This is a genomic window from Haloferax sp. S1W (genome assembly GCF_044593955.1).
Taxonomy (GTDB): domain Archaea; phylum Halobacteriota; class Halobacteria; order Halobacteriales; family Haloferacaceae; genus Haloferax.
On sequence record NZ_CP172595.1, the window covers coordinates 2,133,360 to 2,156,301 of the forward strand.

Here is a 22,942-nt window from a genome sequence, read left to right on the forward strand (position 1 = left end):
TAGTCTCGGCGTCACCAACAAGTCGCTTGGCGAGGTCGGACCGGCCATTGACCAGCGGTTCAGTTGACCGCGAGAGATAACATCCTAAAACAGACGTCTCTCGTTTCATCGATTCGATCAAACAACCGAGGTGGACTCGCGGGGTCCCCGTGAGCAGAGCGAACGGGGGCAAGCGAGTCCATTGACTACAGTGAACGTAGTGAACGGAAGGAAATGGACTCGCGGGGGTCCATTCTCGAACGGTTTTCGCACCCCTTTCTACGGATATTCTCACCATTTGGTCACCTCCCGGATGAGGCGACGACGAACCGCCATCTTCTCGCGCTCACTCCGTTTGTCGTAGTGTTTATCGAGGATATCCTCGGTGACATCCATCCGCTCGCTGGCGATCTCCTTCGGGATGCCGTCGTTCAGCGACCGCGAGATAGCACCCTTCCGCAGCGGGTGGGCTGACACCGACGACGGACACTGACTCGAGGCGTTCTTTCCGGTGTTCGCGATGCACTCGTTCGGGTCACGGTCATGCGGACAGTAGTTCGCGTACATGCACGGCTTGGTGACCATGTAGATCGTGTTCCGAATCGCCGTCTTGCTCAGTCGCATCCCCGAGTGTCCCGAAGTCACCAGCGGCCTTCGGCCGTAGTCGTCGACAACCTCCGCACGCTCGTGTGCGATGTAGTCCTCGAGGACAGAGCCAATCGACGGGTGGAGCGAAACGTCGCGCTCACCGCGGTGACCGTTCTTCAGCGTGGTTCCTTGGTCCGGTCGGTGACGTAGCTCGAGTGCTGGCTCGTCGGCGTCGAAGTCGTCAACGTCCAGACTGTGGAGACCACCGAGACGCATCCCGGTGTGCCACAGCGTCATGAAAATCACGTGGTCGCGGGACGCGTAGCGGAACTTCTCGAGATACTCGAGAACCTCGTTAGCCCGATCAGTCCGAAGGACAGCCTCGTTCGTCTCGTCCTGGTCGGTGAGGTTCGGCATCGGAACGTCCTCACGAAGGCCCTGCTTGCAGGCGTCGATAGACGCCCAGAAGTCGAGTGCAACCCGGAGCGTCGCCAAGTGGTTCTTCAGCGTGACCGGCTTGACCTCACCGCGACGGCGCTTGTAGAACCGGAACAGGTCGCGGCCGGTCAGGTCGTTCAGGTTGTCGAGTTCGACATCGCGGCAGTAGTCGAGAAACGGACGAAGCCGGTAGTGCTTGTTCTCGATGGTGTGCTCGCGGTCGATGCCCTCACGACTCTCGAGATACCACTCGACGCCCTCCTCGGGGGCGAGTGGTTCGAGTTCGTCGCTCATGCTTCCACCACCGTCAGGTCAACCGTCGCACCCGCCTGGTCGCGGTGTTCGCGGAGCTTCGCACCGCAGCCCCCGCAGTTCCAAATCTCGTCGTCTACGGGCGTGAGTTTCTCGACGCATTCGCAGGCCGGGCAGTCGAAGATGACGAAGAGACTCATTGCCCTTCCTCCAGCTCCGCGCACTTCCGGCAGACACTCAGGCGAGTCTCAGCGTCCACGCCGACCGCCGCGCGCACGCGAGAAATCGCGCACAGGCACTCGTCGCCCTTATCAAACTGTGCCACATCGGTTATTGTGCGGGGCTTCGGCCCCGCAATCGTTGTTTCCGTCATGGTTACGTGACGGAACCCTCCTGAGTGCGGTGCTGGTTCCACCGCACTCAGGGCCTACAAAAATCATCTCCAGCCGACGGTATCTCTCGCGGCCCCGTACATGTTAGTATTCCTTAGCTTTGCATAAATGCTGCGGTCAGAGCATAAAGTAAGATTCTTTGTAAAAATCCAATAGCCAGTAATGATAGTAGCGAGCTACGCATATATGCACAGAAGATGAGGAAATCTGCATCGTGGATGACCATCTGGGATGACCGGATTCTCGAGTATATCGACGAAAACGGGTCAGCGAGTCCTGTCCAGTTAGACGAGTCCGGCTACTTCCAAGTCTCTCGGTCTCAGATTTCACGCCGACTACGGCGGCTGAAAGAGAAAGGGATGCTCCAGCACCTCGGTAACGGCGTCTACATCATCACGGCGATTGGTGAGGACTATCTCGAGGGAGAACTGAACGCCGAGAAGCTCAACGACGAAAACAGAGAGGAGGGCGCTGCGTCTGCGTAGCCAGTGACATGAGAAAATCTGGAGACTGGATGACGATCTGGGACGATAGAATCCTCGAGTATCTCGACGAGAACAACTGGGGGTCTCCAGAGTCTATTTACGGGGAACTTGGCGACGAGACGACGCTACGACAAGTAAGAGAGCGGTGTCGCGTTCTGTGCCACGCTGGATTGGCAGCACCGCTTATCGACCACGCGAGTGCAGATGTGTTCGAGATTACCGGGTGGGGGCAGCTGTATCTCGAGGGAAAGGTGAATGCCGGGTTGATTCGGCCGCTCCCGAAGCCGAGACCGCCGGATAAGGTAAGACCGGGTTACTGGGCAGGGTTCGTTTGACTCAATTTTTACTTCCACCTTGGTCACCAACATTTGATTAGTAATTGAGTATTACACTCTGTAAGGAGAGATATTTCACATGTCTATGGAGAAAAACACGCAAACACCTCTAGCAACCGAAGACACGTACACCGGAATGATATATTGGATAGCTGTTCCGGATGGGTATAAAATCAATAAACAAAATCTACGAGAGCATCTGAATGACCGTATATTCACAGAGGACATTACTGAAAGTGTTGAAGAAGGCACTGAGATTCCGGACGTATTCAAGCAAGACGGTCGCATTGTCCAGCGAACCAGTGTCGAGAATGCGAAGGCTGTAAGCACTCCGTATGGCGAAGTCATTGTAGCCGACATCCAAATGGATGACCGAGGGACAGTGACCTACCGCGGAGATAAAATATTGACAATGGATGCGGCAGACGCTCGTCTCTTGGTTTTTGATACTGACGGAGTGTATTATTTGATTGTTGTTTCCCGCCGTTCTGTTGCACAGGCAGTCACACAGATGCTCAGGAGGCAGTACAGCCAATTGGGCCCTTCAATCAGTGATACGAGATTGGATCATCGATCATTGAAGCAAATCCAAGAAGATCTTGATGCGGGACTGATGGATACAATCATCTCAGACTTCCCTCAAGAGGAATTGACAAATATCGAGATTCGTGGAAGAGGATTTGAGAATAATCCAGACTACGAGCGTCACCAAAGCAAAGGACAGCTGCAAAACCACATGTTCCAGACGGAAAAGTTGGTTCCAGGAAAGGAGAAAACCATCCGGATTGCAAATGATGGACTAGTCAGGATCTACTCTAAGGCACGCTTGGATACATATCTACGACTGCTGACTGAATTTGTTCTGCCAAATATTCATCGTGACCGTAAAGGAGAATCGTCTCTTAAAACATTCGAGAACCCAGATGGAAACTCAATCTTTGAACGGGAGAGAGATTAGAAGATATGGGAATTATTAGCTGGCTACTGACCGCACAAACGTTCGCAGGAGTTCTACTAGTCGTTGGCTTCTGGATATTCACGCGAATGTTTGATTACTTCTTAGAGTGGGCAATCGGTAAAAAGGTAGTTGGTCCTCTAAAACGTAAAATAACATGGTATCTGAAGTCATCACTGACTAAATTTTCACCAATCGATGCCACATTCGAGATATCCTATAATCCTCGTGGAGACTACACTGTCTCTCAAATCCAAACCCATCTAGAGGAAGTACGCAGTCTAATTGAGCGAGAAAGCTACGAACGAATCTCGTGTAGGACTATCCACTGGAATGGACTCAGCGGAGAGTCGTCCGCTAAGCACATCGACTCAAAACATGGCTATAGCTTGGATATCAATCTTAAAGAGAGCCAAGAAGATTTGATTCAGAGTCCGGACAAGGATACCAGTGATCGAATTGTTCGCGAGATTAACTTCAAGATTACATTCAAATTTGCACTTCCAGAAGTAGAGTCAGAACTCCCAAATCTTGGAGTGTTTGTTAGATTACTAGAAAGCAGCCTCAATGACGTGTTCAACGGAAATGCTAGCCCTGCCAGGATAATCCTGAACCCTGTTGAGAATGATCTAACGCTGGATGAGTGGATTCACAAGGAAGGATTCGACATGAGTGTTAGACTCGCTGGACAGAAAGGAAATACAAAGAAGACTGAGGTTGAGTTCTTCCAAAATCACGTTACTGTTCACCCACCATACTATGAGATGGATAGTGAAGTCACTCGCTACGTGAAGATGCTGGTAATGCACTATTATTTGCTGAATAAGAGTTGGCGGAAAATTTTGGCCAACCGGTTTGCTTGAGGAGGGGGAGGTTATATCAATCCCTAATTAATATTCTGTAGTAGATATGTTAGTGGCGGAAATCAAAGCTGATACGCTAAAAACAGCACTCATCCCAGCTCGTATACTCCATACTGAGTGTCTTTTTGTGGCTTCAGAGACCCAGCTCGAGATCCGAGTTGACGATCCAGCGAATATCGCTTCAGCTCAAATAATACTCAACGAGGGTGCGTTCGAATCTTTCAGGTCGTCCGGATATGAGATTGGGGTAGACATCTCCAAATTACAAAAGATTCTGAAGCTCGTCGATAACGAATCGGTGTTGAAGCTTGAACTCGATCTTGAAGAGTGGATACTCAGAGTTGAAGCGGAGGGGCAAGATTATAAACTCGGATTAGTTCGGAGAGAGCTTCTTGACGATGAGATACCAGATATTGATGTGAATTATACGACAAAGGTGATTATCCCTGGAGACGAGTTTGTTCAGGCGGTTACAGCTGCTGACCAATTCTCTGAAGAGATAACTTTCTATATTAGGGAAGATGAGAGGGCGCTTGTTATACGTGGCAAAGGCGACATTGACATGACAAAGCGAAAAATCGGGGAAGATTCGCTAGAAGAGATCGAGGTTGGGCCAGCGCATAACACATACGGATTAAACTACTTGGGAGGACTAACCGACGCGATAGAAGACGATGTCTCGGTTCATATGAGGATGGCAACCAGTGAGAGACCGTTAGAGCTGAAATTCACATTCGCAAAAGGACATGGAGAAGTAGAATTCAACATTGCACCACGCCTTAGGGGTAGGTGATTCAGAATTCTTCTGTACTGATTCGTTCTTAATTCTACCGCCACTGACTCTCCAAACTCGTCCGATACCGCATCCTCAACACTGACGTGTTACAACAGTCCTTGACCGTCTGCGGGGGATACGCATCTCGAACGTTCTCGAGGTTCTCGTAGCTCTCGATCAAGTGGGTGAGTGCCGCGTCGATCACGTCGCTCCGCGGTGGGTCGTCCGACGCATCTCGCGCCACGATCTCGCTCGCTCTGTCGAACAACAGCTGCCGTTCGTCGGTGAGCTTCAGGCTCGTTCGCGTGGTCATTTATGAATCATCGTATGCACCGGGGGTCGGTTTGCGCGTTTCTCGAGTGAGTGAACGCCGATTCTTCTTATACTCCGGGTGACCCATGACCGCGACCGCGTTGCTCACCCGCTCGAGCTGGTCCGAATCTATGCACGGTGACCGTCGCTGACGACGGTGAAGGTGCATACATCGAGGATGGCGTATACATTCGCGAGCTACCCCGTGGGGGCGGAGGAGGAGAACCTCTTGTACAGTTTTCCGCTTCTGAGGTGACTCGATAACCCGAGTCACAGTTTTGTTCAACTCCGATCTACAGGATTTCATCAGATGGCAAAAAGGCGTTACACAACTAAACGAATTGGTGGGATGAATTGGGAAGTCCATCTAAAAGGGAATGAAGCTGATCTTAACATATTGACTGAAGTATTCGAAAGCGATCCCCTTGTCACAAAGGAGGGTGATCGATACATTCTCAAGACTTCAAAATTAGAAGGTGTAGAAGATTCTGAACCCGCCTTTGAGATCGCAGAGAACACTCTTGAGATTATGAGTGGTGTAATGAAACTGAACCAAGACGCCTTCGAACCTGTGTCCATAGTGTCTCTCATATCAAGTGATGGTCAGAAAGTCGTGAGCCACTTAACGGTATTACGACACCGTGGTAGTGCGGAATTTAGAGAACAGATGGGTTTACCGAGCTGGGAAGAAGATGCAGTATTCGATACAAATCGACTGATTACTTTGGCTGATTCAGATAAGTCGGTTCATGAGTTTCTGAAACGGTGGGCACGTGGTGATACTTGGGAGAATATGTACAAGATCCTTGAGCATATTGAGGAGGATATGAGTGGGGAAAGAATACATGACTTGGGGTGGATAAAAAAGGTGAATTACGATGATTTCAAAGGCACTGCAAACTCATACAGTGTGATTGGCTTAGAAGCCCGGCATGGTTCATATAAGGATGGGCCAAATCAACCGATGTCAAAACCCGATGCTAAGGCCTTAATTCAGACAGTATGTTCAGAATGGCTATCTAAAAAATGGGAACAACATAACCAGAAATGAATAGTAGCTATCTAATAAAATCGGGGATCTCTGCTATACCTCCGTCCGTCACATCTCTGACCACGTACACACCCTCTCCAAGCCGCTGGACGTGCATCTGTTTCCCATCTGGAGCCTCACCGTCCTCGAGAACACCGTCCATCTCGAGTTCGTCCTTATCCAACGCGATCAACGGCGTTCCGTCGTGATTCCGAAGTTTTCTGAACATCGTCACTGCCGTCGGCCACCCGCCTATACTTAATCATTAGGGCGTGAGTAGAACCCCGATAGGATTCAGTACGCAATTCTCAGGGATTCCTAGGTATTATTGCACATCGGGTGGCCGCGGTCGGTGTAATGTCAAAAATGGAATTCGACCCGGTAGACGCGGCCCTAACGGTCGCGATGATGGTCTCCGGGTTCATCATGACCGGCATCGCCACCTTCCAGCTCTTCGACGTGGGGTTCACCGACGTAATCTGGAGTTCGGGAAACATCGAAATCACCGTCGCCTACGCGATCTCCGTCGCGTCCTTCGTCGGGATCGTCGCCACAAACGAGAACACCGACTTCTCGAGTCTGAAAGACGACGCCGAGCGTCTCGACGAGTACTACATGTACTCGGTCTTCGCCACGGTCGGTCTCTTCGCAGGCTGGTTACTCGTCGGTGACGTGGCGTCGTTCTTCCAGAGTTCCGACCTCTGGGGACTCGTATACGTCGGTGTCACGACTACCGCGTCCTTCGCCGTGGGGTGGATGTTGTAATGGCGCTCCTCGACGACGTGGACCTCGACATCGAGACACTCGCTTCCGTCGGTGCGGGCGTTGGGGCTGCCAACTGGGGCGCTCAGGAACTGCTTTCGACCAACTTCCTCGCTGACCTTCTCGGGACGAATGTCGGTCTCGGCTACATCGCCGTCGGTGCAGCTGGCGTCGTAGTCATCACCGAGCGTCTCGGGGTGACTGAGGTGTTCGACTGAGCCATGATTCAGCTCGCAACGACCTACACGGCCGTCGGACTCTCCACGGCCGCCGCCTACCTCGCCGGGGTTCACGGTGAGACTGCGCCTGCGCTGGCTCTCGCGCTGGTCGCGCTCGTCTTCATCGCACTCCGTGTGTCGATGATGGACCTCGGCTTTGGTCACATCCTCGACGACGCGCCAACCGAGGTCAAGGTCATAAGCCGACGAGTTGCCGCGCTCGCACTCGTCGGAATGCTCGTCACGTCCTCGGCGACTGCTCCGGCGGCTGCCACGTCGATATGGGGTGACGAGTGTTCGACACTCGACTCGTTCATCTACGACGTGATGACGTTCCAGAACGTCAACGAGGACCCTGACCATCCCTGTTCGACCCAGTATCAGGTGAGTCAGGCGGTCTCTGAGCTTCAACAGACGGATGCAAATCAGACGAAAGTCGATATGTTCGCCGCCGCAACCGCTCAAGACGAACAGAAGGAACAGGGCTTGGTTACTACGGAAAACTATCTCCAAGATACCGAATCCACTGCGTGGATGAAAGCGCAAGTCGCCATCGCTGAAGCGTACACTAACGGCGCTACGAAGGCGGAAGCGAAGGTTGCGGCGAGAGAAGCTATCGCCGCGTACTATTCGACCAAGAGTGTCAACCTCATCAACTCGTGGAATACGTCGCTGATAGCCGCGAAGGCTATCTCCGACCGCTCGGCGATGGAGGACGGTATTTCGCGGGGCGATGTGATGGCTCTCGGGAGGGCTGGTGGCCCTTGGCGTAACGATTCAACCGGAACCTCTCGCTTAACCGGCAGTGACACTGCGACCACCGTCACGTTACCCAACGGGTCTTCCTCTGATGTGTACGCTCTCGAAGTGTACGCAAAATGGGATGACTGGGGCTTCGAGGGCAACAGAACGTTTGCTCTCAACAGTTCCTCGCCAACCTATCAAAAATCCAACACCGGAGACACGATAACGCTCAGTTACATCTGGGTATGGGCACCAAACTCGAATTACAACCATCAAGAGTACCTGAATCAAACTCGGTACAACACACTCTTCACCGCGATTCAGGCGCAAAATGATGCGCTGCAGGCTGAGGCGGACCACTTCGTTGATGCGACATGGACCGATTTCGAATCGGGGCGAATCAACGCCTCGGACGTAATCTCGGGTCACACTGCGATGTTCGAGTACGGTGTCCGCAGCGCCAACGAGAGCGAAGGGCTGTACCGCTCGACGGCAGCGCTCGCGCTGATGGGCTTCGACACGCCCTCGCTGAACTCTTCGGGGATGATGAACGTGACGTACAACGGCGTCACCTATCAGGGCCTCGTGCTTGCTCGCAACGCACCCGGCGGCGCGTGGCAGGCAAACACGACGTACAACGCCTCGAACATCACTGGTCCGGTGTTCATGGCGACTGTAGACGGTGAGAAAGTGGACTTCACTGGTGAGTTCACTATCACCGAGATGACCGCAAAGGATGGGACCGAAGTCCAGAGCCAGAATACAACGACATACGTCTACAAGACGGCGAACACCACTGAACTGCTCGAAATGCAGCAGCAACTCACCGAACTCCGCCAAGAAATCGAAGAGCGTGAGGCCACGGTCGGAGGTGGTGGGGGAGGCTTGGACCTCGGCAATCTTACTGGCGAAACGAAGGCCATCATCGTCCTCATCGCTGTCGCCGTTATCGTCGTCTTCCGCGGGTAGCACCGGCACTCGAACTTCCTCTTTCGGACCATGCGCAAAACGCTCATCACACTCATCATGCTCATCACAGTCGCATCGCCCGCGCTCGGTGGTACAGTCGTCGCCACCGACTCGACGAACAACTCCACGACGACAGCCGCGCCCTCGACGACGGTCGGGGAAACTGTCAGCTATGACTTGACCCCGACCGCCCGAATCACTCGGTGGGAAGTCGATGAAAACGGCACCTTCCGAGTCACGATCAAGGCGGAGCTGCCGACCATCATCCAGATCTCCGATACTGCGGCTGTCGTGAAATCCATGAGCGAAGGCTCCGGCGCTCGGTCAGTCGAGATACCGAGTCGAAGGTACAGTCTCACTCCCGGAACCACGACCCTCCGGTTCGACGGGATGGTCTTCGACGATGCGAGTGCAATCACCGTCGGGTCAACTGGCAACGCGGTCCTCCTCCGGAGTGACTCGATGCGTACCGGAGGAAACCCACCCGTCGAGTGGGGAACCGCGAACGCGCTCGTCGGTGGGGCAGCCATCGTCTCGGCCGCCGGAACGTATCGCTACGTCAAGCGGAAGCGTGAAGAACAACAGATGACCGCGGAGCGTACGCTATGAGCCTCTCAGGACGCGACCTCCTGGTGTTCGGAGGTATCGGTGCAGCAGCGGTCTCCACAGGGAGTGTCGAACTCCCCGCGTGGTGGGGTGTCGCTGGCGGTGGACTCCTCATGGCGGGTATCGCCGCGGTCATCGCGAGCGGGAAGATCGACGACCTGATTCCCGACCCACCGACCGTGACGCTCGTCGTCATCAACGCCAAGGAAACGTCTCGAGTCGAGACGTGGGAACTCTCGATGGACAAGTACGCCGAACTCCAGGTCAAAGCGGGGACGCTCAACCCGCTGTCTGAGAGCCTCGGCGAGGCCTACGAGTGCTACCACTACAATCCGGATTCGAACGTCGCTGTCGGGACGTGGCGCGAGTCTCGACCCCACTCGGAGATTGTCGGTCATCACGAGATCGGCGAGGCGCTCAACATCATCACCGAACTGGTGAACCACCTCGAACCACAAGCTCAGTACGGCAAGTACGTCCGCGACAACCTGGTGAGCATCGTCCGGCGTCTCGACCGAGAGCGGGCGGCCGCACAGAACGCCGCCCTCGAGGGCCACCTTGCCCCGTCGATGGGTGGCCTCACTATCGACGACGTTCTCCGCGACGAGGTTCCAGACGAACTCCTCCCCTCTCGCCTGAAGAACGACGACATCCAGGAGGAATCTGACGAGTGGGCCAACGGTATGGACCTCATCATCGAAGACGACGCTGGTGAGGCGCTCGAGCCGGTCGGTGAGCTTCGGAACGACGGGGGTCCGGCATGACCTTGACCATCATCCCGAGTTCCGACGAACTCTACGACCAGCCGACTCGGATGATTCTCCGGTGGACGGCACTCCGAGGTTCAGCGTTCGCGATGTTCTACGCGCTCTATCGCGCGGAGATCTGGCCGACGCTCACTGACGCGGCAGGCATCGCGTGGCTCGTCATCCTCCTCGTGAGCTTCCCGCTCGTCATCCAGCTCATGTACCGTCTCCTCAACTGGTGGGACACGAGACAGTATCCGCTGGAGGGAGATGCATGAGTAGTCGTCGTGGTGACCAAACCGTCTACGCGGCCGCACAGGGCCGCTCGTTCCTCCGCGGTGAACTCGAGGGGAAAGACCCCGAGTACATCCGCCGCTTCGCCGGTCTCGTCGACGACGAGCACACGCTGAACGTCCTCAACTACTACTGCTCGCTGTGGGAGGACCGCGCGACCGACTTCCTCGATACGCGCATGGCCGAGATTATCCTCTCGTCGGCATCGACGAATGCGGTCAACACGGCCTACGAGTACGGGAACGTCTCTGTCCTCCAGGGCATGGTCGGGCTGGTGAACAACTCCAAGTCGGGCGACGAGGGCCTCACGCGGATGGCCCGAATGCTCACCGACGAGGGTGCAATCGCGGCTGTTCTCGGACCACCGGGAGCTGGTAAGACCGCGATGACACTCGACGTGGCGCGTATCTGGAAGGCACTCACCGGCGGCAAGGTCGTCACCAACATCAAGTGGGACGGCGGGACGCACATCGAAGGCGCTCGCTCGATGCTCGACGAGATGGCGAACTTCGATGGTCCGGTACTCGCCGTTATCGACGAGGGCAGCCAGTCGCTCACGTCTCGAGGGGCAGAGGCAGCACAGGCAGACAGATTCGCCAAGGCGCTCAAGTACGTCCGAAAGAAGGAATCGGGCGACAGATACGCCAAGCGCGGCAGCGTCCTGATCGTCGGCCACACCCGCGCGGACACCGCGAAGGACCTCCGCAGACTCTACTCCGCGATCTTCGAGAAGCCCACCCGGTCGGACCCCGGCCGCGTTCGTATCCTCGAGTCGGCCGGAACCACCGACAAGTTCGACGAGGTGGCCGAGTACCGCGGCATCACCGACACCGCCGAATCCTACGACGAACACGAAGCGTCGTCGTTCGCCGTCGACCTCGAGGACGAGGGAGACGACGACGAAGATGAGTCTGTGTCCGCCTCGGACGTTGCGAAGCGCGAGGCGATTGCGACGGCCGTGCGTGCTGCTCGCCCGTGGGACGAGTCCAACGGGATGAGCTACCGCGAAATCGGGAAGCGTGACACCTCAGACGACGAGTTCCTCGTTCCGTACTCCTCGTCGTGGGTCGGCGACCGCGTTCGTGAGTGGAAGGAAGGCATGCATCGGGACATCGTGGACACCCCGAAAGAGGAAACTGCATGACGGCGACGACCTCCGAGAGTGTCCACCACCACACACCCCCCGTGGCCGCATACTTACTTACAGCATGGCCCCATTTGGCCGGACCCCGGTGGTCACCCGAACCCCGGATTTCCGCGGTTTTTGGTGTCGGTCAGTTCGAGGAGACGAGAATTCGAGGTGGGTCATAGGTCATGCCGACGAATCGCTCCAAGAAGGCGGCGAGATACGGGGCGCTCGCCGAGCGTGCTGCTCGAGAGCGGTACGGACTGGAGATGGAACACACGAGTTGGTACGACGCGAGGGCGAGCGACGGGACTCCTGTCGAGATCAAGGCGGCGATGCTGAATCGGAGAAGTGGGAAGACCGGACGGTTTCGGGTGTTTGAGGAGTATCATAGGGATCTCGTCTCAAGAGATGGTGTGTACGTATTCGTCGCATACAGAGCAATAGGGAGCGGTATCCAAGTCGTTCGTTCCCGGAGTCTGAGAGCAAAGAATCTACAATTGGAGTTTTACGAATCAGGAGGGCACCGAGATTCAGCCCAAGCAAAAATACCGCCAAGTAAGATATTTAGAGGGTAATAACTTTACAACCTCGGAGCGTGGACTAACAATTATGTGTGAAAGCGAAGAGGGGAGTGAGGAAGATGTCATCCGTGCATCGACATCAACAGTAACTGCAAGTGCATCAAGTGCGACCGTGTCTGTCCTCGTCGGACTGTCAAGCCGACATCTCGAAAATGCAGAAATATTCAAAGATCAGGCTTCAGAAATCGAAGCGATATACCACGACCACGACCATCGGCTAATTCCAAACGACGTGAAGAAACGACATACAGCATTTACGATGAATGCACTAGTCAGCTCAGCTTCTTTCGTTGAAAGCTGGTTCAAAGAGTTCTTATTCAAGATATCAGAAGATGTCGAACGAGCTGAGAAAGGCAACAAGCTGCACTATCCAAACCTTGATTCTAACACCCGTGAGCAGATTTTAACGGCTGATAACCTTGATAAAAGGCTTCGTAAGGCTAGTAGCCCGATCAAGTATAACGTCATATTGGATATTGCGGAGCTAGATGAGTTCGACCGCAATTCTACTCCTCTTGAACAGCTTATTCTGTTAAACTGGATGAGAAATAAACTCGTCCACTACGAACCAAAGTGGCAGGAAGGAGGGATAGAAGATGATCTTGAGAATGTATACGGGTTTGAGGAGAGTCTCCAAGGTAGGTTTGAGCTAAACCCTCTTGCAGCCAGTGGTGATCCGTTTTTCCCAACCCAATGCCTAAGCGCTAGTTGTGCTGACTGGGCTATTCGACATGTAAAAGGATTTAACAGAAACTTCTCAGGGCGGATGGGTATCGAGTATAATCTATAGTGAGTCACCAGCGTCACTGGTGAATTCATCCTTCGCTTCCCCTGCATCACCTGGAACATCGACCACCGAAGCAACCCCCTGTATTTTTTCGCGCCGCAGGCGCGTGCCCTTAGGCACACTTCCTAAGGGGGTCTTCCCACGTAGGGGGAAGATACCCCGTCCGGCGACCTCGGACGATCACCTCGAGGACGAGTCGGAGTCGCCACTAACGCAACTCGGCTTGGGTAGCACCCCGGTGGTATGAAAGTGGAGTTGAAAAAGAAGGGGTTCGAGGTAGTGTTGCCACTCACACGGAGCGGGCTACTCGACGATTCTGGACACCGGAATACTCGTCGTCGTAGCGCCGCCCACGTCCATGACCTCCACCTGAAGCCGACCATTCAGCAACCGATTCGGCATTCGACCAGCCTCGAGCCACGCCTCGTACAGTTCGTCGACGACATCGCTCAGGACTGGTGCCCTACTCTCGCGCGAGTAGAGGCTGTTCCGAGCGAGGAGGCTGTTGATCTTGACCAGGAGTCGATTGTCTCGCGTCTCTGCGAACTCCGCGACGTACCGGTTCATCCACTTCTGGAGTGATGCACCGGCCTTCGCGAGCTGGTTCGGGTCCATGTCGAGAATCGACGCCGCCGCAGCACGGGCGGTTTCGACCTGCGACTGCGCGACCGCGAAGATCTCCCGCAGGTCCTCGTGGAGTTTTTGACTCACGAACCGGACGTTGCCATTGTCCTTCTCCAGGAGGCCGTCGAGCTTCTCCAGGGCACGGTAGACCGTCGAGACGCTGTTGTCAGTCTCTTCTGCGAGTTCCGAGTAGTGCATCTCACCGCCGTCGGTGGCGGTTTTCAGAACTTCGCGTTCTCGTTCGTCCGCCTCCAGGAGCGTCCGGACGAGAATCGAATCCTGTTTCGTCTCCATCTCCGGCGTGGGGTCATCGTACAGCCCAACCTTCCGGTCACTCTCGCGGTTCTGGAAGTGGTCGTCGGCGACGAACCCCGGACCGGGACTCACCGAGAGACCCGCCCACGAAACGACGTTGACGAGGAACTCCTCGAGCTGGCGAGACAGTTCTTCGCGGTCACTCCACCGAACGGTTCGCTTGTTCAGTCGGAGCGAACCTTCCTCGTCCTTCCCGCGCTTGAACAGCACGCCGATCTTCGGGTCTCGCAGCGCGTCGTTCGTCGTCTGGTTGTGGCGGACGTACTCGGGGTGGTAGTGCTTGAGCTGAACGCCGTACTCGAGACCGGGGAGTTCCTGAACCGCCCGCTTCGGCAGTAGTACGCGGTGGTTGTACCCGATGATGTTCTTATTCGAGAGCTTGAACATCGTTTCCGTCCCGAGTTCGGTCGCGTACAGCTCGCGGAGCTTCGAGATGATGCCACCTCGAGAGACGACCTTCGACGAGTGTTCGCGAAGAATCCGGAGGTATCGCTCGTAGGTGTGAATCCGAGAGCTGTCGAGTGGTCGTTTGAAGTATCGCGTATCCCACCACTCTCCGGCTTCCTTCGCGAGCGCTAGGAGGACGTAGCGAAGGACGACCAGGTACTCGTCGGGTTCGAGGTTCGACCCTTGGACGTGGATGTTCACGCCCTCGCTCGGGTGTTCGTCGTTATCGAAGGCGGACGTAATCGGTTCGCCCGTCTCGACGTGTTTCATCCCGGCGAACCGCGGCCGAACGTGGAAGTGGGCCTTCCGTTGACCATGACCCGACCAGTGAATCCGAGGTTCGTACATCCCGTACTCGCCGTCGGTCTCGATACCGAAGTCCGCGCGAGGGTCGATCTTCCCCCGCTTGTAGGTGAGGCGGATGTGCGCGCCCTCAGACGTGTCGTCAGGGCCGGTCGGAAGTTCGACATCCAGCTCGGCGTGGCCGTCGAAGTGCGAGATGAGGAGCTTCGAGAGCGCCCAGTAGGGACTCATGCGGTTCGCTCCGAAGTTGAGATGCGCACCCAGTTCGTGGGGTGTCGTCGCGATCAACCCCGTCGCGAAGCGACTTTCGTTCACTCGCCCACCTCCCCAACGAGATCACGGCCACAGTGGTCACACCGGAAGATGCAGTCGCTCACCGGCGATCACCTCCGTAAGCGATGCAGACCTCCTGACCGAACCAGTCAGTGATAGACTGCGAGGAGTAGCCACAGATGTCGCAAACGGAGACACCAACGACGGACCCACGCCGCCATCGGTGTTCTCCCTCGTCACAGGGGCCGTCCTGCGTCCGCTGTCGGAGTTCGTCGAGGACGATGCGGCGATGATCGTAGTCGTCGTCAGCGCGCCACGAGACCAGCCAGACGGTCGTCTCAGTGGCGTCAGAACTGATCTTCGCGAGGACTTCACGCGCACCGGCCGATTGAAGATACTCCGCGAATCGGGTCTCGAAGTTGGTCGAACGCCACGAGACTGCGAGCGCGTCGTCAATGCCGTCACTCTCGGCAGCCTCTTCGACACGGCGACGGGCGTTCTCGAGTGATTCGGGCGGTGCAAGGTGCGGAAGCGTCCGTTCGACGATGCTCTCGGCCCCCTCGGGGACATCGCGGACGATGGCGAAGACGCGATGACCGTCTCCAGGAACGACTTCACCGTTCGCGAGCGCCGTGAAGTAGGTCCCCCGGACGCTCACTGTCCCTCCACCTCCTTCGGGGCGAAGACACGAGACCACGCAAATTGTGCGTAGCTCGACCGCGTTTTCCGTGAGACCCACGAAAATTCGAACTCGTCGACAAGACTCGCGGGAACGACCTTCGCGGCGATGATGTCCCTCTCGGGCGTGGGCGCACAGACCGCGAAGAGGTAGACGCCGCCTTCCTCGAGGAGATGCTCGTGCTGGTTCTCCCGAATCAGGAAGCGACCACGACGCTGGTTCTCGCCGTAGACGACCATCGCGCTCTTGATCTCGACGACAGTCCCGACTTCGAGGAGACAGAGACCGACGAACGGCAGGTCTCGACTCGGGGAGAGTAACGAGACCGTGACCGCATCGTAGTGTTCCTCAACATCGTCGGAAACGTGCCGCAGCTCGGGGTATCGCTGGAGAACGGCGGACTCGACGGTATCGCCCGCACGTTTCGACGCCGCGATAGCCATCAGGACCACCCCTCAGGCTGCCCACCGTGACGACCGAGTGCGTACTGTGGGTCTGGAATCCGAACCTCGAGACCGGCAGCACTCCCGCGGTGGAGACGAACGAGTGTGTCGCACTCAGGACAGCGGTGAACCCGGTCATCCTCGTCTCCGTAGACGCGACGGAAGTTCGACGAGACGTGAGCGCCACAGTTCAGACACCCACTCGTCTTCTCGTCGAACGAGAGGGTCATCACGCCGACCACCCCCGGTTTCCATCGAGTGAATGAGGATACGACGTGAACTCGAGAGTGTCCCGCGAACAGAATCCGATTTTCGGGGCTGCCGCTCCTACATAAAGCGGAACAGAGAACGGCGGGTAGAAGACGCCTCTCGGCAGTCTACGTTCCTTAGTGTGCGGTAGTAACGAAAGTGGACTCGCGGGGATTTGAACCCCGGGCCTCTTCCTTGCGAAGGAAGCGATCTGCCACTGATCTACGAGCCCTCACTCCCACGGAGTCGTGGGATACACTTATACCCTATGTTTCTTGTCCGGGCGGGCATGCGATAGCATCTCGTTCCGTCTGGCGATTCGTTCGTACGGCTTCCGACGAGTCGCTGTCACCTGTCTCCGAATGGTCGACGCGCAGACGCCACGCTCACGTCTGTGGTGTGGCTGTCGGCGTGCCGAAGCGGAAGTGCGGTGACACGCGCCTTAGCGCTGTGAACCAGCTCGGAGGCAGAGTCCTCCGGACGCGCGCCTCGACAGCCGCGAATGTGACGGACGGCCCGTCACGTCACGGACGGTGTGTCCACGAAGGACAGACCGTGTTCAGTCTTCGAGGACGATCTCGATGCTGACGTCGTTCGGAACCTGGACGCGCATCAGTTGACGCAGCGCACGTTCGTCTGCATCGAGGTCGATGAGACGCTTGTGGACGCGCATTTCCCAGTGTTCCCACGTCGCAGTCCCCTCGCCGTCAGGCGATTTGCGGGCGGGGACTTCGAGCGTCTTCGTCGGCAGCGGGATCGGCCCGCTGAGGTTGACGCCCGTCTTGTTCGCGATTTCGCGGACGTCGTCGCAGATGTCGTCGAGGTCTTCCGGACTCGTGCCGGCGAGCCGAACGCGTGCCTGTTGCATCGTTACCGCTCGTTGACCTCGAGCACCTTGCCGGCCGCGATGGTCTGACCCATGTCACGGACAGCGAAGCTGCCGAGTTCCGGAATCTCGGACGACGGCTCGATGCTGAGAGGCTTCTGCGGACGGACGGTCACGATGGCAGCGTCGCCGGACTTGATGAAGTCCGGGTTCTCCTCAGCGACCTCACCCGACGCGGGGTCGAGCTTCTGGTCGATGGACTCGATGGTACACGCGACCTGCGCCGTGTGGGCGTGGAAGACCGGCGTGTAACCAGCCGTGATGACCGAGGGGTGCTGCATGACGACGACCTGCGCCTGGAAGGTCTCGGCGACCTTCGGCGGGTTGTCGGCCGGGCCACAGACGTCGCCGCGGCGGATGTCGTCCTTGCCGACGCCACGGACGTTGAATCCGACGTTGTCGCCGGGGCCCGCGCCATCGACTTCTTCGTGGTGCATCTCGACGGTCTTGACCTCGCCGCCGACGTCAGAGGGCTGGAAGCTCACGTTGTCGCCGGGGTTGAGGGTACCCGTCTCGATACGTCCGACAGGGACGGTACCGATACCGGAGATAGTGTAAACGTCCTGGATGGGCAGGCGCAGCGGCGCGTCCGTCGGCGGCTGCGGTGCCGGCAGGTTGTTGAGGGCCTCGAGGAGGATGTCGCCATCGTACCAGGAGGTGTTGTCGGACTTCTCGGCGATGTTGTCGCCCTCGAAGGCCGAAATCGGCACGTAGGTCGCGTCGTCGGAGTTGAAGCGGACCTGGTTGAGGAGGTTTCCGACCTGCTCTTTGACTTCGTTGTAGGTGTCTTCGCTGTAGTCGACGACGTCCATCTTGTTGACCGCGATGATGAGTTCGCCGATACCGAGGGTGCGGGCGAGGAAGACGTGCTCGCGGGTCTGAGGTGCGACACCGTCGTCAGCAGCGACGACGAGAACCGCGTTGTCAGCCTGCGAGGCACCCGTGATCATGTTCTTGACGAAGTCACGGTGGCCAGGACAGTCGACGATGGTGAAGTAGAATTCATCCGTGTCGAATTCCTGGTGGGCGATGTCGATGGTGACACCGCGCTCGCGCTCTTCTGCGAGGTTGTCCATGACGTAGGCGAATTCGAATCCGCCCTTGCCCTTCTCCTCGGCCTCTTCTCGGTGCTGCTCGATGACGTGTTCCGGGACGGAACCGGTCTCGAACAGGAGTCGGCCGACGAGCGTACTCTTACCGTGGTCGACGTGGCCGATGATGGCCAGGTTCTGGTGGGGTTTGTCGCTCATTGATATATTCACGCGCTAAGGCGCTCTGTGGGGAGTGTTTTCGCTGAAACCCCTAAAACGATTTCGATACGCTCTACGGGCCGTCTAACCGTCGTACTGCGATTTGCGGAACCATACCACAGTGGTTCGGAAGACGAATCGCTCATCGGCTGAACGACGAGAAGATGGTCCGAGTGGGCCTGAGACGCGGTTATTCCAGCCGCGAAACGTCAGACAGCACGGCGGTCGCCGTCTCCGGACCACCCGCACCGCGGCCGCTGATGTTCAGTTGGCCCGCGTGGGTCGTCTCCAACTGAACGATGTTTTGCGTGCCCGTGACCGAGAGCGCGGAGCCTTGTGGCACCAACCGCGGCGCGACGCGCACGCCCGAAGCGGTCGCCTCGCCGATGAGCCGAACCGTCCGACCGTCTTCCGCGGCGAGGTCGAGCGCCGACCCCGGAACGTTCCGGATGCCCTCGACGTCGGCGTCGTCGAGTCGATACTCCGCGTCGCCGTCACTCAGGACGTTGGCGAGGATGACGAACTTCAGCGCGGCGTCGATGCCGTCCACGTCGAACGAGGGGTCGGCCTCCGCGACACCGAGGTCTTGGGCCTCCGCGAGGACGTGTTCGTAGTCGAGTCCCTCGGCAGCCATCCGCGAGAGGATGAAGTTTGCCGTCCCGTTGAGGACGCCGCGCGCGGCAGTGACGTGGCCAGGGCCGAGGTCCGAGATGGTCGAGAGGACCGGAATCGCGCCGCCGACGGCGGCCTCGAACTGCACAGTTCCCTCGCTTTCTGCTTCGAGCGCGCGGAGGTCGCCGTAGCGTTCTGCGACCGGCCCTTTGTTCGCCAACACGACGTGGCGGTCGTCCGCGAGCGCGCGCTCGACGTGCGAAAAGCCCGGTTCCGCGTCGCCGAGCGTGGTCGGCGTGGCCTCGATGAGTACGTCGTAGTCGGTATCGAACACGGCGTCGAGGTCGCCGTCACCGACGATTCCTTCGCGTTCTTTCCGCGTGCGAACGGTTTCCGGGTCGAGACCCGTCGGGTCGGAGACCGACGACGAGGAGTCCGCGAAGGCGACGACCTCGTGTCCGTAGTCACCCGCGAGGTCGAGGACGGAGCCACCGACCGCACCCGCACCGAGGATGGCGAGGTTGAGGCTCATGCCGACTCCTCCGTGAGAGGTTCGACGACATGCAAGTCTTTCTCGGCCGCAATGTCGCGAACGACCGCAAGTGCTTCGCTGGTCTTTCCAGACCGCGTCGCAAGGCGCAGGCGGGCGCTGGATGGCTCTTGGGTCCCCGATGGAGCGGAAAGAGAGACATCCGTCACGGTCGCAACTGCGCGGTCTTCGATGCTGTGGAGCGTATCGGAGAGGTCCGTGTCTACGAGGTCACCGATGAGGATGAGAGACACCGTCTCTCCGAAATGTTCCGCACCGGCGCGGATGACGTTGATACCGGCGTCTCGGAGTGCATCCACGATTGTATTGAATCGGTCCGGCGGACACTCCAGGTCGACTTCGACCGGGATATGTCCGCGCGGCGTCAGATTCCCCCGCTCGTGGAAGATGGAAAGCAAGTTACCGCCGTTTTCGGCGATGGGCTGAAGCGCAGAGAGGAGTTGACCGGGCTCGTCCACGAGTTCGAGTCGAATCGTGTGCGGTTGGGGAAGCTCCCCGCTGCCGTCGGTCTCGGCGTCGCTGCCAGCATCCTGTGCGCTCATCGTCCCACCCCCATGGGCCGCCCCGACAGTGTTGTGGGCGACGCGTTGCTCTGCCGTGGTTTCGCGTCGAAGCGCCAGGTGTCGGGATACGTGCCCGTACGCATATGTGACCGTCATTCGGCCATGGGGTATAAGCCTTCGTAGCCGTCACGGTTTGCCGATGTTGATTCCGTGGTGGCAATTCACATGGTCGAATGTGTGAGTCTGTCGCGTCCATTCGATGGGCGGTCGATGTGTCTTGACGGGCCATGTTCCCCCCAATATTATGGTCTTTATTACCCTCAATTAAGAGAATACTATTCTGATTAGTAAATTGATAACAAATCCGTTCTCCGTCGATATTCACACGCTGTCAGTTGCCACACCAATCGGTGAGTCGGAAACGGCAGCGAAGACCGATGACCAAACAAAGAGACACAGATGACCTCGACCTCAGTGACGACGAACTGATAGAGGTTTTAAAGAATCACGGAATGAACCGCCGGACGCTGATGAAAGTATTCGGCGTCGGTGCGGCAGTATCGGCGCTCGGTGGGACGGCGACAGCGAGTGCGAACCGCGGAGCCCGAATCGACGATGTGTACGGCGCACCGTACGCGGCGGGCGAGAACGTCCCCTCGGGGCTTGTCGACCACGTCGTCGGACTCCACGTCCACGAGGGGGATATCCACGAAGGGTTCCCAGTCGACCCCGAATCCGGGGCGGAAATTCCGGCGGAGTTCTTCTTCGACCCGGTGGGGTTGCACGTGAACCCCGGAGACGTTGTCGAGTTCACCGTTCACGACGGACTCCACACGGTGACATCGTTCCATCCGAAGTACGAGGGCCTTCCGAACCGGGTGCCAACCTCGAACGCCTTCACCTCGCCACCGGTCGTCGATGACGACTCGTGGCTCTACCGGTTCACGAAGCAGGGCGTCTACGACATCAACTGCCTTCCCCACCTCGGTCTCGGAATGGTTGCTCGAATCATCGTCTCCGGTGACGGGAACGTCCCGTCGGACACCTACGGGCCACTTCCGATTCCGAACGCCGGAACCGTGCTGGGCGCACCCGAGTTGACTCCAGCGAACATCGTGAGCGAAGGGTCGGTTGCGTGGGCAGACCTGACACTCTGATCGAGGGGAAAACAGGACGAATGAGTTCGTCCGTGTACCCCTTCGAAGCGCGTACCGCCGCACTCTGAACTGCGTGTTCGTCACACCGCCGATTTAATTGACAATATACGTATCATTTTGGAACCAGAGATTCGACACACGGCTCCTATTCAGAATTTCGTTAACAGACACACCTCTAGCTAATATGTAATAACTAAATCATAATTATGGCCCGGGCAGTCGTACTGATTGGGGAATACTCCCCCGAGAGCCACGCGCCCAGCACGAAAGACGACGCGGCGACAACTCGAAGGCGGCACGAAGACAGAGCGAACGGCACTCCGGACAACACCCGGAGCGAAGACCTGGCTATCGGCCATCCGCGGGGAGCCATTCGAAAGTGGAGACGACCAATGACACACGACATTACACGACGAACCGCACTCAAGACGCTCGGCGTCGGTCTCGGCACGCTCGGCGTGGTCGGCGGAACCGCGTCTGCGCACGCCGGTCCGCACACGCTTTTCACCTACGACCCCACAGCCGGTGAGTTCCCGGAGAACATCGCCATCGACAGGCGCGGGAGAAAGTACGTGAGCTTCACGCCTCTCGGTGAGATTCGGACGATTTCACCGGATAATCAGACCCAGTCGACGCTTGCGACGTTCGACACCGGTACCGGAATCGGCGTCATCGGCGTCGAAGTGACCCCAAAGGGAACGCTCTACGCCTGCCTTATCACCCTGAACTCGGCCGGAAGCGACACCCACGGCATCTGGCAGATTCCTCGCGGCGAAGACCCGTCACTCTTCGCCGCGTTAGACCCCGAAACGCTCCCCAACGACATCCTGCTCGACGGCCACTCGCTGCTCGTCACCGACTCCATTGGCGGTGCGGTGCTGCGAGTGAGCGAGGGGTCCGTCTCCGAGTGGGTGTCCGACCCGCTGCTGGAAGGAACCGGGGCCGTCGGATTCGGCTTCCCAATCGGCGCAAACGGAATCGCCCGCGGAAGCGACGGAACGGTCTACGTGGCGAACACGGAGAAAGGCCACATCGTCGCGATTCCCACGAACCCAGACGGCAGTGCTGGGACACCCGAGTTGTTCGTCGCGGACGAACGACTATTCGCGTCGGACGGGATCGCAATCGACGTCCACGACAACGTCTACGTCGGCGTAATCGGGCAGAATACGGTCGTCAAGGTGGGACACGACCGGCGTATCGAAACGCTCGCGACGGCTGCCGACGGACTCGACAACCCTTCAGACGTGACCTTCGGAACGTCCCGCGGCGAGCAAAAGACGCTTTTCATCACGAACTTCGCGCTGCTGTCGATGCAGTCGCCCAGTCTGATGACACTCGACGTGGGAACGCCCGGGCGACCGATTCACCCCTGACGGTCGGGCCGGAGAAGGGGCCGACGAAACGCAGC

At 57.6% G+C, this 22,942-nt stretch carries 29 protein-coding genes and 1 tRNA gene; 17 read left to right on the plus strand and 13 right to left on the minus strand.

What is annotated here, in order from left to right; translation table 11 throughout:
* Positions 1-270: 270 nt before the first annotated feature.
* Positions 271-1,299: a tyrosine-type recombinase/integrase gene (locus tag ACH9L7_RS11230; RefSeq protein WP_396610795.1), complete on the minus strand. Its 1,029-nt coding sequence runs from the start codon at positions 1,297-1,299 to the stop codon at positions 271-273.
* Positions 1,296-1,457 carry a hypothetical protein gene (locus ACH9L7_RS11235; RefSeq protein WP_396610796.1) on the minus strand — a complete coding sequence of 54 codons (162 nt, stop codon included), beginning with the start codon at positions 1,455-1,457 and terminating at the stop codon, positions 1,296-1,298. Before ACH9L7_RS11235 ends, ACH9L7_RS11230 begins: the two co-directional genes overlap by 4 nt.
* Before the next feature lie 389 nt (positions 1,458-1,846).
* On the opposite strand from ACH9L7_RS11235, the gene ACH9L7_RS11240 reads away from it, so the two are divergent.
* The 5 genes from ACH9L7_RS11240 to ACH9L7_RS11260 all read left to right on the plus strand — a co-directional run bounded on the left by ACH9L7_RS11240 (position 1,847) and on the right by ACH9L7_RS11260 (position 5,080).
* The gene (locus ACH9L7_RS11240) at positions 1,847-2,134 is read left to right on the plus strand and encodes a PhiH1 repressor (protein WP_396610797.1); all 288 of its coding nucleotides are present in this window, start codon (positions 1,847-1,849) and stop codon (positions 2,132-2,134) included.
* A 29-nt stretch (positions 2,135-2,163) separates the two neighbouring features.
* The gene (locus tag ACH9L7_RS11245) at positions 2,164-2,469 is read left to right on the plus strand and encodes a repressor phrH2 (protein WP_396610798.1); all 306 of its coding nucleotides are present in this window, start codon (positions 2,164-2,166) and stop codon (positions 2,467-2,469) included.
* Positions 2,470-2,548: 79 nt separating this feature from the next.
* Positions 2,549-3,427, plus strand: a complete 879-nt coding sequence (locus ACH9L7_RS11250; protein WP_396610799.1) for a hypothetical protein — start codon at positions 2,549-2,551, stop codon at positions 3,425-3,427.
* Between the two features lie 5 nt (positions 3,428-3,432).
* Entirely contained in the window at positions 3,433-4,287 is an 855-nt protein-coding gene (locus tag ACH9L7_RS11255) for a hypothetical protein (protein WP_396610800.1), read from the plus strand.
* 52 nt (positions 4,288-4,339) lie between these two features.
* Positions 4,340-5,080, plus strand: a complete 741-nt coding sequence (locus ACH9L7_RS11260; RefSeq protein WP_396610801.1) for a hypothetical protein — start codon at positions 4,340-4,342, stop codon at positions 5,078-5,080.
* A 34-nt stretch (positions 5,081-5,114) separates the two neighbouring features.
* Here the strand turns inward: ACH9L7_RS11260 and ACH9L7_RS11265 are convergent, their stop codons facing one another.
* On the minus strand, positions 5,115-5,375 hold the full coding sequence (locus ACH9L7_RS11265; RefSeq protein WP_396610802.1) for a hypothetical protein: 261 nt from the start codon (positions 5,373-5,375) through the stop codon (positions 5,115-5,117).
* 309 nt (positions 5,376-5,684) lie between these two features.
* On the opposite strand from ACH9L7_RS11265, the gene ACH9L7_RS11270 reads away from it, so the two are divergent.
* On the plus strand, positions 5,685-6,425 hold the full coding sequence (locus ACH9L7_RS11270) for a hypothetical protein (RefSeq protein WP_396610803.1): 741 nt from the start codon (positions 5,685-5,687) through the stop codon (positions 6,423-6,425).
* A 7-nt stretch (positions 6,426-6,432) separates the two neighbouring features.
* Here ACH9L7_RS11270 and ACH9L7_RS11275 read toward each other — a convergent pair whose 3' ends face one another.
* Positions 6,433-6,633, minus strand: a complete 201-nt coding sequence (locus tag ACH9L7_RS11275; RefSeq protein ID WP_396610804.1) for a hypothetical protein — start codon at positions 6,631-6,633, stop codon at positions 6,433-6,435.
* A 128-nt stretch (positions 6,634-6,761) separates the two neighbouring features.
* On the opposite strand from ACH9L7_RS11275, the gene ACH9L7_RS11280 reads away from it, so the two are divergent.
* From ACH9L7_RS11280 to ACH9L7_RS11320, 9 genes are all read left to right on the plus strand, one after another.
* Positions 6,762-7,169, plus strand: a complete 408-nt coding sequence (locus ACH9L7_RS11280) for a hypothetical protein (RefSeq protein ID WP_396610805.1) — start codon at positions 6,762-6,764, stop codon at positions 7,167-7,169.
* A complete protein-coding gene (locus tag ACH9L7_RS11285) occupies positions 7,169-7,384 on the plus strand; it encodes a hypothetical protein (RefSeq protein WP_074792691.1) in 216 nt (71 codons plus the stop codon). The genes ACH9L7_RS11280 and ACH9L7_RS11285 overlap by 1 nt, the downstream gene beginning before the upstream one ends.
* A 3-nt stretch (positions 7,385-7,387) precedes the next feature.
* The gene (locus ACH9L7_RS11290; protein ID WP_396610806.1) at positions 7,388-9,097 is read left to right on the plus strand and encodes a hypothetical protein; all 1,710 of its coding nucleotides are present in this window, start codon (positions 7,388-7,390) and stop codon (positions 9,095-9,097) included.
* Positions 9,098-9,127: 30 nt separating this feature from the next.
* Positions 9,128-9,706 (plus strand): hypothetical protein, encoded by a 579-nt coding sequence (locus tag ACH9L7_RS11295; protein WP_396610807.1) that lies wholly within the window; start codon positions 9,128-9,130, stop codon positions 9,704-9,706.
* On the plus strand, positions 9,703-10,467 hold the full coding sequence (locus tag ACH9L7_RS11300) for a hypothetical protein (protein WP_074792693.1): 765 nt from the start codon (positions 9,703-9,705) through the stop codon (positions 10,465-10,467). Before ACH9L7_RS11295 ends, ACH9L7_RS11300 begins: the two co-directional genes overlap by 4 nt.
* Complete coding sequence (locus tag ACH9L7_RS11305) at positions 10,464-10,727, plus strand: hypothetical protein (RefSeq protein WP_396610808.1); 264 nt, start codon at positions 10,464-10,466, stop codon at positions 10,725-10,727. Before ACH9L7_RS11300 ends, ACH9L7_RS11305 begins: the two co-directional genes overlap by 4 nt.
* Complete coding sequence (locus ACH9L7_RS11310) at positions 10,724-11,887, plus strand: hypothetical protein (RefSeq protein ID WP_396610809.1); 1,164 nt, start codon at positions 10,724-10,726, stop codon at positions 11,885-11,887. The genes ACH9L7_RS11305 and ACH9L7_RS11310 overlap by 4 nt, the downstream gene beginning before the upstream one ends.
* 170 nt (positions 11,888-12,057) lie before the next feature.
* Positions 12,058-12,447 (plus strand): hypothetical protein, encoded by a 390-nt coding sequence (locus ACH9L7_RS11315; protein WP_396610810.1) that lies wholly within the window; start codon positions 12,058-12,060, stop codon positions 12,445-12,447.
* Positions 12,448-12,481: 34 nt separating this feature from the next.
* Positions 12,482-13,243, plus strand: coding sequence for a hypothetical protein (locus ACH9L7_RS11320; protein WP_396610811.1), 762 nt, complete (start codon positions 12,482-12,484; stop codon positions 13,241-13,243).
* Between the two features lie 300 nt (positions 13,244-13,543).
* Here ACH9L7_RS11320 and ACH9L7_RS11325 read toward each other — a convergent pair whose 3' ends face one another.
* From ACH9L7_RS11325 to ACH9L7_RS11365, 9 genes are all read right to left on the minus strand, one after another.
* Positions 13,544-15,244 (minus strand): helix-turn-helix transcriptional regulator, encoded by a 1,701-nt coding sequence (locus tag ACH9L7_RS11325; protein ID WP_396610812.1) that lies wholly within the window; start codon positions 15,242-15,244, stop codon positions 13,544-13,546.
* Between the two features lie 58 nt (positions 15,245-15,302).
* On the minus strand, positions 15,303-15,860 hold the full coding sequence (locus ACH9L7_RS11330; protein WP_396610813.1) for a hypothetical protein: 558 nt from the start codon (positions 15,858-15,860) through the stop codon (positions 15,303-15,305).
* Complete coding sequence (locus ACH9L7_RS11335; protein WP_396610814.1) at positions 15,857-16,324, minus strand: hypothetical protein; 468 nt, start codon at positions 16,322-16,324, stop codon at positions 15,857-15,859. Before ACH9L7_RS11335 ends, ACH9L7_RS11330 begins: the two co-directional genes overlap by 4 nt.
* The gene (locus ACH9L7_RS11340; protein WP_396610815.1) at positions 16,324-16,554 is read right to left on the minus strand and encodes a hypothetical protein; all 231 of its coding nucleotides are present in this window, start codon (positions 16,552-16,554) and stop codon (positions 16,324-16,326) included. The genes ACH9L7_RS11335 and ACH9L7_RS11340 overlap by 1 nt, the downstream gene beginning before the upstream one ends.
* 179 nt (positions 16,555-16,733) lie before the next feature.
* Positions 16,734-16,805 (minus strand) — tRNA-Ala (locus ACH9L7_RS11345).
* 327 nt (positions 16,806-17,132) lie between these two features.
* Positions 17,133-17,441 (minus strand): 30S ribosomal protein S10, encoded by a 309-nt coding sequence (gene rpsJ, locus ACH9L7_RS11350; RefSeq protein WP_004044563.1) that lies wholly within the window; start codon positions 17,439-17,441, stop codon positions 17,133-17,135.
* 2 nt (positions 17,442-17,443) lie between these two features.
* The gene (gene tuf, locus ACH9L7_RS11355) at positions 17,444-18,709 is read right to left on the minus strand and encodes a translation elongation factor EF-1 subunit alpha (RefSeq protein WP_396610816.1); all 1,266 of its coding nucleotides are present in this window, start codon (positions 18,707-18,709) and stop codon (positions 17,444-17,446) included.
* 190 nt (positions 18,710-18,899) lie between these two features.
* Entirely contained in the window at positions 18,900-19,853 is a 954-nt protein-coding gene (locus tag ACH9L7_RS11360) for a homoserine dehydrogenase (protein WP_396610817.1), read from the minus strand.
* On the minus strand, positions 19,850-20,413 hold the full coding sequence (locus ACH9L7_RS11365; RefSeq protein WP_396613267.1) for an amino acid-binding protein: 564 nt from the start codon (positions 20,411-20,413) through the stop codon (positions 19,850-19,852). Before ACH9L7_RS11365 ends, ACH9L7_RS11360 begins: the two co-directional genes overlap by 4 nt.
* A 398-nt stretch (positions 20,414-20,811) precedes the next feature.
* Between ACH9L7_RS11365 and ACH9L7_RS11370 the strand changes: the two genes are divergently transcribed.
* Together ACH9L7_RS11370 and ACH9L7_RS11375 are read left to right on the plus strand one after the other, a co-directional pair.
* Complete coding sequence (locus ACH9L7_RS11370; RefSeq protein ID WP_396610818.1) at positions 20,812-21,531, plus strand: plastocyanin/azurin family copper-binding protein; 720 nt, start codon at positions 20,812-20,814, stop codon at positions 21,529-21,531.
* A gap of 392 nt (positions 21,532-21,923) precedes the next feature.
* Positions 21,924-22,907: an SMP-30/gluconolactonase/LRE family protein gene (locus ACH9L7_RS11375; RefSeq protein ID WP_396610819.1), complete on the plus strand. Its 984-nt coding sequence runs from the start codon at positions 21,924-21,926 to the stop codon at positions 22,905-22,907.
* Positions 22,908-22,942 lie beyond the last annotated feature (35 nt).

Excerpts from the sequence above, each read along its gene's own strand:
- ACH9L7_RS11240 (WP_396610797.1), top strand. The coding sequence starts at position 1,847 with ATGAGGAAATCTGCATCGTGGATGACCATCTGGGATGACCGGATTCTC.
- ACH9L7_RS11300 (WP_074792693.1), top strand. The coding sequence starts at position 9,703 with ATGAGCCTCTCAGGACGCGACCTCCTGGTGTTCGGAGGTATCGGTGCA.
- ACH9L7_RS11310 (WP_396610809.1), top strand. The coding sequence starts at position 10,724 with ATGAGTAGTCGTCGTGGTGACCAAACCGTCTACGCGGCCGCACAGGGC.
- ACH9L7_RS11365 (WP_396613267.1), bottom strand. The coding sequence starts at position 20,413 with ATGAGCGCACAGGATGCTGGCAGCGACGCCGAGACCGACGGCAGCGGG.
- ACH9L7_RS11235 (WP_396610796.1), bottom strand. The coding sequence starts at position 1,457 with ATGAGTCTCTTCGTCATCTTCGACTGCCCGGCCTGCGAATGCGTCGAG.
- ACH9L7_RS11295 (WP_396610807.1), top strand. The coding sequence starts at position 9,128 with ATGCGCAAAACGCTCATCACACTCATCATGCTCATCACAGTCGCATCG.
- tuf (WP_396610816.1), bottom strand. The coding sequence starts at position 18,709 with ATGAGCGACAAACCCCACCAGAACCTGGCCATCATCGGCCACGTCGAC.
- ACH9L7_RS11320 (WP_396610811.1), top strand. The coding sequence starts at position 12,482 with ATGTGTGAAAGCGAAGAGGGGAGTGAGGAAGATGTCATCCGTGCATCG.
- ACH9L7_RS11255 (WP_396610800.1), top strand. The coding sequence starts at position 3,433 with ATGGGAATTATTAGCTGGCTACTGACCGCACAAACGTTCGCAGGAGTT.
- ACH9L7_RS11265 (WP_396610802.1), bottom strand. The coding sequence starts at position 5,375 with ATGACCACGCGAACGAGCCTGAAGCTCACCGACGAACGGCAGCTGTTG.
- ACH9L7_RS11270 (WP_396610803.1), top strand. The coding sequence starts at position 5,685 with ATGGCAAAAAGGCGTTACACAACTAAACGAATTGGTGGGATGAATTGG.
- ACH9L7_RS11375 (WP_396610819.1), top strand. The coding sequence starts at position 21,924 with ATGACACACGACATTACACGACGAACCGCACTCAAGACGCTCGGCGTC.
- ACH9L7_RS11280 (WP_396610805.1), top strand. The coding sequence starts at position 6,762 with ATGTCAAAAATGGAATTCGACCCGGTAGACGCGGCCCTAACGGTCGCG.
- ACH9L7_RS11285 (WP_074792691.1), top strand. The coding sequence starts at position 7,169 with ATGGCGCTCCTCGACGACGTGGACCTCGACATCGAGACACTCGCTTCC.
- ACH9L7_RS11245 (WP_396610798.1), top strand. The coding sequence starts at position 2,164 with ATGACGATCTGGGACGATAGAATCCTCGAGTATCTCGACGAGAACAAC.
- ACH9L7_RS11275 (WP_396610804.1), bottom strand. The coding sequence starts at position 6,633 with ATGTTCAGAAAACTTCGGAATCACGACGGAACGCCGTTGATCGCGTTG.
- ACH9L7_RS11370 (WP_396610818.1), top strand. The coding sequence starts at position 20,812 with ATGACCAAACAAAGAGACACAGATGACCTCGACCTCAGTGACGACGAA.
- ACH9L7_RS11340 (WP_396610815.1), bottom strand. The coding sequence starts at position 16,554 with ATGACCCTCTCGTTCGACGAGAAGACGAGTGGGTGTCTGAACTGTGGC.
- ACH9L7_RS11250 (WP_396610799.1), top strand. The coding sequence starts at position 2,549 with ATGTCTATGGAGAAAAACACGCAAACACCTCTAGCAACCGAAGACACG.
- ACH9L7_RS11360 (WP_396610817.1), bottom strand. The coding sequence starts at position 19,853 with ATGAGCCTCAACCTCGCCATCCTCGGTGCGGGTGCGGTCGGTGGCTCC.
- ACH9L7_RS11290 (WP_396610806.1), top strand. The coding sequence starts at position 7,388 with ATGATTCAGCTCGCAACGACCTACACGGCCGTCGGACTCTCCACGGCC.
- ACH9L7_RS11305 (WP_396610808.1), top strand. The coding sequence starts at position 10,464 with ATGACCTTGACCATCATCCCGAGTTCCGACGAACTCTACGACCAGCCG.
- rpsJ (WP_004044563.1), bottom strand. The coding sequence starts at position 17,441 with ATGCAACAGGCACGCGTTCGGCTCGCCGGCACGAGTCCGGAAGACCTC.
- ACH9L7_RS11335 (WP_396610814.1), bottom strand. The coding sequence starts at position 16,324 with ATGGCTATCGCGGCGTCGAAACGTGCGGGCGATACCGTCGAGTCCGCC.
- ACH9L7_RS11315 (WP_396610810.1), top strand. The coding sequence starts at position 12,058 with ATGCCGACGAATCGCTCCAAGAAGGCGGCGAGATACGGGGCGCTCGCC.
- ACH9L7_RS11230 (WP_396610795.1), bottom strand. The coding sequence starts at position 1,299 with ATGAGCGACGAACTCGAACCACTCGCCCCCGAGGAGGGCGTCGAGTGG.